At 72.7% G+C, this 12,193-nt stretch carries 11 protein-coding genes; 5 read left to right on the forward strand and 6 right to left on the reverse strand.

The genetic code is table 11. The features are described from left to right. Nucleotides 1-60 precede the first annotated feature (60 nt). Complete coding sequence (locus PJ985_RS15465; RefSeq protein WP_271684504.1) at nt 61-1,155, forward strand: serine/threonine-protein kinase; 1,095 nt, start codon at nt 61-63, stop codon at nt 1,153-1,155. A 44-nt stretch (nt 1,156-1,199) separates the two neighbouring features. Here PJ985_RS15465 and PJ985_RS15470 read toward each other — a convergent pair whose 3' ends face one another. From PJ985_RS15470 to PJ985_RS15490, 5 genes are all read right to left on the reverse strand, one after another. Next, nucleotides 1,200-2,018: a TrmH family RNA methyltransferase gene (locus PJ985_RS15470; RefSeq protein WP_271684340.1), complete on the reverse strand. Its 819-nt coding sequence runs from the start codon at nt 2,016-2,018 to the stop codon at nt 1,200-1,202. After that, nucleotides 2,015-3,247 carry a uroporphyrinogen-III C-methyltransferase gene (cobA, locus tag PJ985_RS15475; RefSeq protein ID WP_271684341.1) on the reverse strand — a complete coding sequence of 411 codons (1,233 nt, stop codon included), beginning with the start codon at nt 3,245-3,247 and terminating at the stop codon, nt 2,015-2,017. Before cobA ends, PJ985_RS15470 begins: the two co-directional genes overlap by 4 nt. A 179-nt stretch (nt 3,248-3,426) precedes the next feature. Then, nucleotides 3,427-6,279 (reverse strand): nicotinate-nucleotide--dimethylbenzimidazole phosphoribosyltransferase, encoded by a 2,853-nt coding sequence (gene cobT / locus PJ985_RS15480; RefSeq protein ID WP_271684342.1) that lies wholly within the window; start codon nt 6,277-6,279, stop codon nt 3,427-3,429. Nucleotides 6,280-6,525: 246 nt separating this feature from the next. Beyond that, on the reverse strand, nt 6,526-7,815 hold the full coding sequence (gene cbiE, locus PJ985_RS15485) for a precorrin-6y C5,15-methyltransferase (decarboxylating) subunit CbiE (RefSeq protein ID WP_271684343.1): 1,290 nt from the start codon (nt 7,813-7,815) through the stop codon (nt 6,526-6,528). A gap of 81 nt (nt 7,816-7,896) precedes the next feature. Next, nucleotides 7,897-8,493 carry a GNAT family N-acetyltransferase gene (locus tag PJ985_RS15490; protein ID WP_271684344.1) on the reverse strand — a complete coding sequence of 199 codons (597 nt, stop codon included), beginning with the start codon at nt 8,491-8,493 and terminating at the stop codon, nt 7,897-7,899. A 204-nt stretch (nt 8,494-8,697) separates the two neighbouring features. On the opposite strand from PJ985_RS15490, the gene PJ985_RS15495 reads away from it, so the two are divergent. Together PJ985_RS15495 and PJ985_RS15500 are read left to right on the forward strand one after the other, a co-directional pair. Then, the gene (locus tag PJ985_RS15495) at nt 8,698-9,069 is read left to right on the forward strand and encodes a hypothetical protein (RefSeq protein ID WP_271684345.1); all 372 of its coding nucleotides are present in this window, start codon (nt 8,698-8,700) and stop codon (nt 9,067-9,069) included. Further along, complete coding sequence (locus PJ985_RS15500) at nt 9,041-9,496, forward strand: hypothetical protein (RefSeq protein ID WP_443033493.1); 456 nt, start codon at nt 9,041-9,043, stop codon at nt 9,494-9,496. The genes PJ985_RS15495 and PJ985_RS15500 overlap by 29 nt, the downstream gene beginning before the upstream one ends. Nucleotides 9,497-9,562: 66 nt before the next feature. On the opposite strand, the gene PJ985_RS15505 is transcribed toward PJ985_RS15500, so the two are convergent. Beyond that, entirely contained in the window at nt 9,563-10,066 is a 504-nt protein-coding gene (locus PJ985_RS15505) for a GNAT family N-acetyltransferase (protein WP_271684347.1), read from the reverse strand. Between the two features lie 309 nt (nt 10,067-10,375). On the opposite strand from PJ985_RS15505, the gene PJ985_RS15510 reads away from it, so the two are divergent. Further along, on the forward strand, nt 10,376-11,056 hold the full coding sequence (locus tag PJ985_RS15510) for a lysophospholipid acyltransferase family protein (RefSeq protein WP_271684348.1): 681 nt from the start codon (nt 10,376-10,378) through the stop codon (nt 11,054-11,056). Between the two features lie 103 nt (nt 11,057-11,159). Beyond that, entirely contained in the window at nt 11,160-12,164 is a 1,005-nt protein-coding gene (locus PJ985_RS15515; RefSeq protein ID WP_271684349.1) for a Gfo/Idh/MocA family protein, read from the forward strand. The last annotated feature ends 29 nt before the right edge of the window (nt 12,165-12,193 follow it).

Below are 12,193 nucleotides of genomic sequence, written 5' to 3' on the forward strand. Positions count from 1 at the left end.
TCGGCACTCCGGCCGCGCAGTCCGTAAGCTGTCCCCCGTCAGGAACACCGGCCGGTGAGGATGGACATGGCGATGATGCGGCTCCGGCGCGAGGACCCGCGAGTCGTCGGCTCATTCCGGCTCCACCGACGACTGGGCGCCGGCGGGATGGGCGTGGTCTATCTCGGTTCGGACCGCCGCGGTCAGCGGGTCGCCCTGAAAGTCATCCGGCCCGACCTGGCCGAAGACCCTGAGTTCCGCTCCCGGTTCGCCCGTGAGGTCTCGGCGGCCCGCCGGATCCGCGGCGGGTGCACGGCCCGGCTGGTCGCCGCCGATCTCGACGCCGCCAAGCCCTGGTTCGCGACGCAGTACGTTCCCGGTCCTTCCCTGCACGACAGGGTGGCGGACGGAGGGCCGCTGCCCGCGGCGGAGACGGCCGCCATCGGCGCCGCGCTCGCCGAGGGCCTGGTCGCCGTGCACGAGGCCGGAGTGGTGCACCGCGACCTCAAGCCCTCGAACATTCTGCTCTCCCCCAAGGGGCCGAGGATCATTGACTTCGGCATCGCCTGGTCGACCGGAGCAAGCACCCTCACGCACGTCGGCACGGCTGTGGGGTCACCTGGCTTCCTGGCGCCGGAACAGGTACGGGGGGCAGCCGTCACCCCGGCGACGGATGTGTTCTCCCTGGGGGCCACGCTGGCTTACGCGGCGTTGGCCGAATCCCCTTTCGGACAGGGCAGTTCCGAGGTCATGCTGTACCGGGTCGTGCACGAGGAAGCTCAACTGCACGGCGCTCCCCCCGCACTGGCACCGCTGCTCCGGGCCTGCCTTGCCAAGTCGCCCGGAGAACGGCCGAGTACGGTTCAGCTGTCGCTGCGGCTCAAGGAGATCGCGGTTCGCGAGGCCCGGGGTACGGACTTCGCGGGCCGGACGCAGGCTCCCCCGGCCGAGCGGGCCGCGGAACCCCTCGGGACGGCCGGGAGCCGCAGGCAGCCGTCCCGGCCCGCCGAGCGGGCCTCGGCCGGGGACACCCGCAGGCCGCAGCGGCCCCGGCCGCGCACGCGACGCGGGGTGGACCACCGCCTGCTGCGGCAGCGGCTGTTCGTCTTCGTCACCGTCACCCTGCTCGTGGCGCTGGGTATCGCGGCCGCTCAGGGGTGCCAGGGGCCGGTCTGAGCCGCCGGAGCCGGAGTCGCGGGACGCGTGCCGCCCCGGGGGCCTCACCTGGTGGCGTAGAACGCCACGGCTGCGGCGGCCGCCACGTTGAGGGAGTCCACACCTGCCTCCATCGGGATGCGCACCGGAATGTCCGCCGCGGCAACCGTGGCAGGGCGCAGCCCTTCCCCCTCGGTCCCGAGGAGGAGAGCGAGCCGGGGGTGCCGGGCCGCGGCGAGCGCGTCGAGCGTGACCGCCCCTTCCGCCGGGGTGAGGGCTGCCGAGACATAACCGGCCTGGCGCAGCACCTCGAGGCCCTCCGGCCAGGGGTCGATCCGGGTCCACGGGATCTGGAGCACGGCGCCCATGGAGACCTTTACGGCCCGCCGGTACAGCGGATCGGCGCATCGCGGGGTGACCAGGACGGCACCGACCCCCAGCGCCGCGGCGGCCCGGAAGGCGGACCCCACATTGGCGTGGTCGACAATGTCCTCCAGGACCGCCACCCGGTGCGCCGCGCGGCGCTGCCGGGCGGCGGCCAGCAGCGTGCCGGTATCCGGCAGCGGCTTGCGCGCCATGGCGGCCAGCGCGCCGCGGTGCACGTGGAACCCGGTGACCTGTTCGGCGGTTTCCGGACTGACCAGGTACACCGGTGCGGAGCTGCCCTCGGTGATCTCCTCCATCGCCCGCGCCCACTTCGGGGTGAGCAGCATGGAGCGCATCGGGTAGCCGGCCGCCAGGGCGCGGCGGATGACCTTCTCGCCCTCGGCCATGAACAGCCCTTCGGCCGGCTCCCGCCTGCGGCGCAACGCGACGTCGGTCAGCGCGGTGTAGTCGGCCAGCCGGGGGTCGGCCGGGTCGGTGATCAGGACGGGCGTGGTCACCGTGACTCGTCCGCCGCCGTGTCCCGGCCCACCTCGACGACCTCACCGATGACGATGACTGCGGGGGGCCGGATCCGCTCCGCCGCGACCCGCTGCGCGACGGTCGCCAGCGTGGCGTCCACCCGGCGTTGCGCCGCCATGGTGCCCTCCTGGATGACCGCGACGGGAGTCCCGGGCGGCCGGCCGTGCCGCATCAGGGTGCCGGCGATCGGCCCGATCCGCTCCACGGCCATGAGCAGGACGAGCGTGCCCGTCAGCCGGGCCAATGCTGTCCAGTCGGTCAGGGAGCGCGGGTCGTCGGGAGCGACGTGCCCGCTGACCACGGTGAACTCGTGGGCCACTCCCCGGTGAGTGACCGGGATTCCGGCCGCGGCGGGGACACTGATGGAGCTGGAGATGCCCGGGACCACGGTGACGGGGATGCCGGCCACCGCCAGTGCCTCGGCCTCCTCCTTGCCCCGCCCGAAGACGTAGGGATCGCCGCCCTTGAGCCGGACCACGGATTTCCCCGCCCTGGCGTGCTCGATGAGCGCCTTGTTGATGGCTTCCTGGGCCATGGCCCGGCCGTAGGGGATCTTCGCTGCGTCGATGACCTCCACGTGCGGGGGGAGCTCGTCGAGCAGGTCGCGAGGGCCGAGCCGGTCGGCGATCACCACATCGGCCTCGGCAAGCAGCCGCCGCCCACGGACGGTGATCAGGTCCGGGTCGCCCGGACCGCCGCCGACCAGAGCGACTCCCGCCGAGCGCCTGCGGTGCCGGGGGGCGGCGAGTGTCCCGTCCCGCAGCCCTTCGACGATGGCGTCCCGCACGCCCGCGGAGCGCCGGGGGTCACGACCGGTGAGAACGGCGACGGTGACCCCCTCGGTGCGCCCGGTCGCCGGGGTCCAAGCGGTGGCGGCCTCGGCGTCGTCACTCCGCACACACCACACCCGGCGCTCCTCCGCCTCTGCTGAGGCGGCGGCGTTCACTTCCGGGTCGTCCGTGGCGATGAGGGCGTACCAGGCACCTTCCAGGTCGCCGGAACGGTAGCCGCGCCGGTCCCACAGCAGCTCCCCCGCCTCGGCCATGGCCTGGACCGAGGGAGTCACCGCGGGAGACACGAGGTGGACGGCGGCTCCGGCGGCGAGCAGCGCGGGCAGCCTGCGTTGGGCGACGGTGCCGCCGCCGAGTACGAGGACGCGCCGGCCGGACAGGCGCAGTCCGACGGGGTATGCAGGGTTTTCGGACATCGGCGGAACCTGGCTCCTCGGTGCTTCAGGAAGGTGCGCCGCTGCGGCACCGGAGCGGCTGGATCGGGACGGGCAGAGCTCTGCCGGCCCACCTTACGGCGCGGTCCGGCGGAACGCTGTTCGCTGCCTCACGTCCGCATGAGGGGGCGGGAGCATCCGGACGGGCCGCGCCGTACGGGTCAGTTCTTGTCGGTCACGCCGGCCGAGTCGAAGGTGGCGACCTCACGCATCGCCCGGGCCGCGCTCTGCACGATCGGGAGGGCCAGGAGGGCCCCGGTGCCCTCTCCGAGCCGCAGGTCCAGGTCGACCAGCGGGCGCAGGCCGAGCGCGGTGAGAGCCGCCATGTGCCCGGGCTCCGCGCTGCGGTGTCCCGCGATGCACACCGATACCGCCTCGGGGGCGATGGCCCGGGCGACCAGCGCGGCAGCCCCGGCGCTGACCCCGTCCAGAAGGACGGGCACGCGCAGGGAGGCACCACCGAGGATCAGGCCGGTGATCGCCGCGTGCTCCAGGCCACCGACCGCGGCGAGAACGCCGAGAGGGTCGGCGGGGTCGGGCCGGTGCAGCTCCAGCCCGCGGCGCACGACCTCGATCTTCCGGGCGTGCGTTTCGTCGTTGATGCCGGTCCCCCGCCCGGTGACCTCGGCCGGGTCGGTGCCGGTGCACACGGCGATGAGGGCGGCCGACACCGTGGTGTTCGCGATGCCCATCTCCCCGGTCAGCAGTGCCCGGTTGCCCGCGGCCACCAGATCCCGTGCGGTCTCGATGCCGACCTCGATGGCCCGCAGCACCTCTTCCCTGGTGAGCGCGGGGCCGCAGGTGAAGTCCGCGGTTCCCGCGCGCACCTTGCGCGGGAGCAGACCGGGGGTGCCGGGCAGCTCACTGCGGACGCCGACATCGACGACACAGACCTCGGCTCCGACCTGGTTGGCGAAGGCGTTGCACACCGCTCCCCCGCCCAGGAAGTTGGCCACCATCTGGGCCGTCACCTCCTGCGGCCAGCTGGTGACTCCCTGAGCGTGCACGCCATGGTCCCCGGCGAACACCGCGACCGCGGCAGGCTCGGGCACCGGCGGCGGGCAGCTGCGGGACAGCCCGCAGAGCTGGGCCGAGATGATTTCCAGCGCGCCGAGCGCGCCGGCCGGCTTGGTCATCCGCTTCTGACGCTCCCATGCCTCGCCGAGTGCCTGAGCGTCCAGTGGACGGATCTGCTCCAGGGTTTCGCCGAGCAGGTCGTGGGGCTGGGCACCGGGAAGCGCCCGGCGGCCGTAGGACTCCTCGTGGACAACCCAGGAGAGCGGACGGCGGCGGGACCAGCCGGCCTGCACCAGCTCCGGCTCGTCGGGAAACTCGTCCACGTAGCCGACACACAGGTAGGCGACGACTTCGAGGTGGTCGGGAAGGTGCAGGGCGCGGACCAGCTCCCGCTCGTCGAAGAAGCTGACCCACCCCACACCGAGCCCTTCGGCCCGGGCGGCGAGCCACAGGTTCTCGACGGCGAGTGCCGAGGAGTAGGGCGCCATCTGGGGCTGGGTGTGCCGGCCGAGGGTGTGCCGGCCACCGCGGGTCGGGTCGGCGGTGACGACGATGTTGACCGGGGTGTCGAGAATCGCCTCGACCTTCAGCTCCTTGAACTGTTTGGCCCGGGCCTTCGGCAGGGACTTGGCGTATGCCTCCCGCTGCTGGACGACCAGTTCGTGCATCGTCTGCCGGGTCTCCGCTGAACGGATGATCACGAAGTCCCACGGCTGCGAATGGCCGACGCTGGGGGCGGTGTGTGCGGCTTCCAGCACCCGCAGCAGCACCTCGTGCGGAATCGGGTCGGACCGGAAACCGTTGCGGATGTCCCGGCGGTCGCGCATGAGGCGGTGCACCGCTTCCCGTTCGGCCTCGGCGTAGCCGGGCGCCGCGGGCGTTACCGCGGTGGACGCCTGCTCGGGCGCGCTTCCGTCCCGGGGGGCGGGCACCGCGGGCGGGGACGCCTCATCGGGCTCCGGCTCCGGCCGTGGCGGTACCCCGCCGACGAGCGGCTCGGGCCCGGCTTCCCCGGGTTCCGGGACCGGGGGCGATCCGGGCTCCTGGACGGCGGCCGCAGCCGGTCCGGGCTCGAGGGTCTGCGGCCCGCTGTCCCCGCGTTCCGCGGACTCCGGGGCGTTGCCGGACGGGCCGGCCGATTCCGCGCCGGGGGCTCCGGGCTCGACGGCCTCCGGCGAACCGGCCGGCAGGCCGGCGGTCTGTTCCGCGGCGGCATCCGGCTCGGGGGCCGGACCGGCCACGGGCGGGCCGGTCATCGCCTCGGGCGGCACGCCGGGGCCGAAGTCCCCGGCCCGGGGTTCGGGTGCGACGGATTCAGGGGCCGGTCCGGGAGCCACGGGTTCCGGGCCAGGTTCGGGAGCCACCGCTTCCGGGCCAGCTTCGGGAGCCACGGGTTCCGGGCCAGGTTCGGGAGCCACGGGCTGCCAGGCACCCGGCTGGGCGGGCAGGGCGCCGGAGGGGAGCGACGGGGAAGGGCCACTGCCCGGAAGGTCCGGCGGTGGTGGTGACTTCGGCGGCGCCGGTTCCTCCGCAACGGCCCCGGAGGCGGGGCCCGTCGGCCTGCCCTGAGCCGTCGGCGGCTGCCGGTCCGCGAGAGGACGGACCGCACCGGACTGTTCGGGCACGGGCGGACCCAGGTGCAGCGGACGCCGCGGGGGTGTCACGGCATGGTCCTGCGAGGACGGAGGAAACTCCCCGGACGCAGGAACCGCCGGGTCGTCTCCCGTACTCGTCCTGTCGCGCCGTCCGGGGGGACCGGCCGGACGGGGAACGGGGGCGGCCTCACCCCACACACCCATCGAGCCGGGCATCAGCAGGTCCTCTTCTTCCTCCGGCTCCTCGGGCTCCCCGAGGCCGTCGACCGCACCCGGAACGGGGTGGGTGGCGGGGACCGGTGCGACCGGGTGCCCCAACTGGGCCGGCAGCTCCGCAGATCCTGACGGTCCGTCCGGCTGGCTCGGCTGTCCCCCTTCCGGGACCTGGCCGGTGTCCGTCATGCGTACCCCTCGCCCATCGCTAGTGCTCCTTCCCACCCCGGCGGGTGCGCTGTGCCTGATGTCCGGTTGACGAGCGAGCGCAAACGCGGGCAACGAGCCCTCACCCCCTGCCTTGCGGACAACGGGGGACGAATCGTCACGTCATGCGGGCAGCACAACGATCCATCAGCCTACCCGGCATGACAGGGGGTGCCGTTCCTGGGTGCACGACTGACCCTGAATGGTCCGGGTTTGTCGAGACGAGCGTCACACCCGGCCGCCGGAGAGCAGAAAAGCGACCGTACGGCTGTTCTCCGACCAGTCATGAGGGTCAAGCTCCACGGACTGCAGGAGGGTGCATTCCACCCGGTATCCCATTCCGGAGAGGATCCGGCCTGCGGATTCCGCCTCGTCCCGGGTCACCGCGTGCGTCACGATCCGCTGGGGACGGCGGTCCGCGCAGGCGGTGAGAACACGTGTCCCTCCGGCCCCTACCCGGATCACATCGGGTTCGGGAAGGTCGGCCAGGACCTGAGGCGCCACGCCTTGCACGACCTGGAGCTGAAGGCCCAGCCGACGGGCGGCGTCGGTCACCCGCAGACAGGCTGCCGGAGTCCGGTCGACGGCAATGACCGCGGAACCCAGCGCGGCGGCTTCCAGTGCGGCTGAGCCGTCACCGCTGCCGACGTCCCACAGGAGGTCCCCCGGCCGAGGGCCGAGCACGGACAGCTGCACCGCCCGCAGCCGGCGGGACCCGCCCACCCCGCCCGCCGCGAGCGCCGGAGGCGGTTCTGCCGGGGGCCGCGAGTCCGCACGGGGGCCTTCGTACCGCTCGGCCGGGGTCTGCTCCACGAGCGCGCCGTAACTCCACGCGGGCAGTCCCCACCCGCGCGGCCGGGCGGTTTCAGCGAGCTCAGCGCCCGCCAGCCAGCCGCTGCCGGTGACCTGCCCGGAGCCGGCGCCCACGACGATGACAATGTTCGGGTCCGTCCAGCGATGCTGGGAGACCTTGTCCGACGTCAGCACGGAGACCTGCTCCCGGTCGGTGCCGATGGCCTCACAGATCACGAACGTGCGAGGGACGTCGCCGAGCAGCAGAGCGATCTCGGCGGGCCCGGCCCCCGGTGAGGTGAGTACCCCTACCTTGGGATGAGCCCGGCACACGTTGACGGCGCGGCGCAGCGTACGGCGGTTGGCCACCACGACCCGGGCGTCGTCCCACGGCATGCCGGCCCGGGCGAAGCCGGCGGCGATCGCCGAGACGGCCGGCACGACCTCGACCTCCAGCCCGTGCTCCGGATCGCGCAGCTCGCGCACCACTCCGAAGAAGCCGGGGTCCCCGTCGGCCAGGACGACCGCGGTGCCGCGATGGGCGTTGATCCGGCGCGCGGCCCGGGCGACGCTGCCGAGCTGCACGCGTTCCGCCCCGGGGGGCACACCGGGAAGGGCGAGATGCCGGGGGGCACCGGCAACCAGAGTGGCCGCAGCGAGGGCCGCACTCGCTGCCGGGCCCGGAGGGGAGCCGTCCCACCCGATCACCGTGACACGGTCGGCCATGGTCAGGGCTCTCCCAGGTGGTGCGGGGCGGGTCGCCGGAGTCGTACCGGGGCGGGTCGCGATGAGCCTACCCCCTGGCCGTCACCTGCCCAGGGTCTCTTCCAGGTCCTCGGGGAGCAGGCCCCAGACGATGAGGTCGGTCCGGATGTCCGCCCAGCCACCGTCCTCGGTCCGGCTGCGCACGATGCCGGCATTGCGGAGCACACCTTCACTGATGCACCCGAGCTTCTGGGCGACCTGCTGGGAAGCAGTGTTGCCGGCAGCGGTGCGCACTTCGAGCCGTTCGAACTTCTGGTCCCCGAAGAGCCACCGGGCGGCGGCCAGCACGGACTCGGCGGCGTACCCTTCGCCCCGGGCCCAGGGGGCAACGACGTAGCCGGCCTCGGTGGCCAGCGCCCGCCAGTCGGTCTTTGCCAGGTGGACGCTGCCGACGAGCCGCTGGGTCAGGTGCTCGGTGACCGCGAGCACGATGCCCCGGCCCTCGGTCCGTTCCGCCGGAGCGCGGAGGGTGATCCACTCCCGGGCGTCGTGAGCCGTGTAGGGAGCGGGGGCGCTGGTCCAGGCGGCGCTGTGTTCGTCATTCATCATGTCGGTGAGCTCAGGGATGTCCGCTTCCTCGAACGGGCGCAGCACGAGCCGTTCCGTGCTGATGGTGACGTCGGGGAAGGTGGAAGTCATGCGCTGCTCCATGCCTGTGGTCCGAATGGACAGCATGCAGCATGGGGCGAGTTGGGCGCAGCTGCGGGCGGTGGGAACGCACCGGTGAGAGGCGGGGCAGCGGTGCTGTGCACGGCCTCGTCCGCGTGGACTGCCGCGGTCCGTGGAGTCCGGGAGGCGGGGGCCGGGGCCGTCCTGCCGGGCCTGCCCGCTAGAGTCGGCAGCATGCTGACGCCCCTGACGGTCGCTGTGGCGGTGGCCGCCCTGTCGCTGGCTGCCTGGTGCGGGCTGGCGGCCTTCCGAAATCAGCCCACCAAGGACTGGCACTTTGCCGGCATGGGCGTGGTGACCCTGCTCAGCGTGGTGCAGCTGGCCGTCGCAGTGGTACTGCTCGCTCGCGGAGAGCGCCCGGCCGGGGACAGCACGGCGGTCTTCGTCTCCTACCTGGTTTCGGTACCGGCCTGTGTGCCGCTGGTGGCGCTGGTCTCGCTGGGTGAGCGCACCCGCTGGGGCTCGGCGACGGTGGCGGCCGGTGCCTTCGTCGCCGCTGTGCTGCAGTTGCGGCTGCATGACGTCTGGGGAGGCGGCGTTGGCTGAGCACACGGTGGTCGCGAGCAGGGTCGGCGGCCCGGTGCGGCCCGGTCTCCGCAGCGGCCCGGGGCTGCTGCTGGTGACGCTGTACATGATCTTCACGGTGGGGGCCACATCTCGCTCGGTGTACCAGCTGGCCACCCGGTTCGACGAGGCTCCGCTGGCCTATCTGCTGTCAGCGGTGGCCGCCCTGGTCTACGCGTTCATCACCTTCTCCCTGGTACTCGGCGGTGAGACAGCCCGCCGGCTCGCCTTCGGCTGCTGCATAGCGGAGCTGGCCGGTGTCCTGACGGTCGGTACCTGGACCGTGGTGGACCCGGCCGCCTTCCCGGATGCCACGGTGTGGTCGGAGTACGGGATGGGGTACGTGTTCCTCCCCCTCGTCCTCCCCGTGACGGGGCTGGTCTGGCTGCGCCGGCAGCGGATGCGGTGAACGACACGGCCGAACGGTCCCTCACCGCATCCGTCACCGGTCCGCCGCCCAGGGCCGGCAATCCGGTCAGGCGCTGGCTGCGAGGGGCCGGTCCGTGGCGGGCTTCTCCAGAGTCACCAGGCTCAGCGTCCGCGAGACCGGCTCGGTGTCGACGGCCGCGTAACCGAGCTTGCGGTAGAGACGGAGGTTTCCCTCGCTGCGGTGCCCGGTGAGGAGCCGGTAGCGGAGCGCGGTGCCCTCTCGCGCGAGGCGTTCCTCGAGGGAGGAGAGGAGCCGGCCGCCCAGTCCGTGACGCTGCATACGTGGGTGCACGATGAGCTTGCCGATGCAGGCGGTGCCGGTGCTGTCGACGATACCGCGCACCGAGCCCACGACCTCGTCGCCGAGCCGGGCGACCAGCACACAGCTGTCGGCGAGTTCGGCCCGCAGTTCCTCCAGTGACTGGGTGAGCGGTTCGATCCGGTAGTCGCCGTAGAGCTGGGCCTCCGACTGGTAGCACAGGTACTGGAGCTTGAGGATCTGCTCGGAATCCGGTTCGGTCGCCCTGTCGATCGCGACGCTCATGCCCATGTGCGCACGCCTCCTCAAACGATGTGGTGGCCGGTTGCGCAGGTGCGAGGGTCGCGTTTCCGGCCGGGGATGCCCTGACGGTGCGGGCCGGGCCCGCGCCAGGAGCATTCTGCGCAGGATCCGGCGGTGTACGGAACGTGTCGGCTCCCGGCTTCCCTGTGATATTGCCGACTCCCGCGCGGCGCTCGCCCCGGTCACGGATCCCCGCAGCGCTCCGGCAGCGCCCCCGATGTCGCGCACGGACCCTTCGCACGAGTATCGTCCGGTGCACGCGCGTATGCGTGTGGACTGTCACGACCGGAGGACGCGTTGTCCCGTTTTCGTCTGCTCAAGGCGCTGTTCGGCCCGCTGCTCAAGATTCTCTTCCGGCCGCGGGTCGAGGGTGCCGAGCACATTCCGGGAACCGGTCCGGTCATTCTCGCGGGCAATCACCTCACCTTCATCGACTCGATGATCCTTCCCCTGGTCACCGGCCGCCAGGTGTTCTTCATCGGCAAGAACGAGTACGTCACCGGCCGGAGTGCCAAGGGCCGGCTCATGGCGTGGTTCTTCACCGGGGTCGGCATGATCCCGGTGGACCGGGACGGCGCGCGCGGCGGTGCGGCGGCACTGATGACCGGCCGCCGGGTACTGGAGGAGGGCAAGGTCTTCGGGATTTATCCGGAGGGCACCCGGTCCCCCGACGGCCGGCTGTACCGCGGCCGCACGGGCATCGCCCGGCTGACGCTGATGACCGGGGCGCCGGTGGTGCCGTTCGCGATGATCGGCACGGACCGCGTGCAGCCGGGTGGCAAGGGTCTCCCGCGGGTGGGCCCCGGCCGCCGCATCACCGTACGGTTCGGGAACCCGCTGGACTTCTCCCGCTACGAGGGTATGGATCGCGACCGCTATGTCCTGCGGGCCGTCACCGACGAGGTGATGACAGCGGTGATGCGGCTGTCGGGTCAGGAGTACGTCGACATCTACGCCACCAAGGCGAAGGCGGCCTGAGCGCGGTCCCGGCAGGTCCCCGGCCGACAGCCGGACACCTGCCCGCCCTGCGCTGTTCCGGCCGTACGATGCGGGCCATCGGACGACTACCGGAGGAGAGCACATGGGGGACATTGGCACGGACGGCACGCAGGAGCCGGTGCGCTGGGGGATTCTGGCCACCGGCTCGATCGCGTCCCGGTTCGTGACAGACCTGCGGACCGTGCCCGATGCCCGGGTGGCGGCGGTCGGCTCGCGGTCGGCCGGCTCCGCACAGGCCTTCGCCGAGCGGTTCGGGATACCCCGGGCGCACGGCAGCTGGGCCGAGCTGGCCGCGGACTCCGACGTGGACGTGATCTATGTGGCGACTCCGCACAACGCCCACCGGGCCGCCGTCCTGGCCTGCCTCGAGGCGGGGAAGCCGGTGCTGTGCGAGAAGCCCTTCACTCTGAACGAGGACGAGGCCCAGGAGCTGGTGCGCACGGCCCGGGAGCGCGGCGTCTTCCTGATGGAAGCCATGTGGACCTACTGCAACCCGGTGATGCGGCAGGTGGCCGCGCTGGTGCGGGACGGGGCGGTCGGTGAGGTGCGCGCCGTGCACGCGGACTTCGGCCTCGCCGGCCCGTTCCCTCCCGGCCACCGGCTGCTCGACCCGGCGAGCGGCGGCGGGGCCCTGCTGGATCTGGGGGTGTATCCCGTGTCGTTCGCGCATCTGATGCTGGGGGAACCGGCTGACGTGACCGCATGGGCACGGCTGCGGGGCGGGGTGGACGAGAACACCGGGATGCTGCTGGGCTATGACTCCGGGGCGGTTGCTGCCCTGACCTGCTCGCTGGTCGCGGACACCCCCCAGCGGGCGGCGGTCACCGGGACGGCGGGGCGGATCGAGTTCCCGCGCGGGTTCTTCCACCCGGAGCGGTGTGTGCTGTATCGGGACGGAGAGGAGCCGGAGGAGATCACCGGCCCGGCTCCGGGAAGCACCTTCGTGCACCAGGCCGCAGAGGTCATGCGATGTCTGCGGGCCGGGGAGACGGAGTCGTCGGTGGTGCCGCTGGACGGCACCCTGGCCGTGATGCGTACGCTCGACACGGTGCGTGAGCGGATCGGGCTCCGCTTCCCCGGGGAGTAGCTGCCCCGACGGTGCCCGCCCGGGCCGGC

The sequence above is a fragment of the Streptomyces sp. ACA25 genome, assembly GCF_028200735.1.
Taxonomy (GTDB): Bacteria; Actinomycetota; Actinomycetes; order Streptomycetales; family Streptomycetaceae; genus Streptomyces.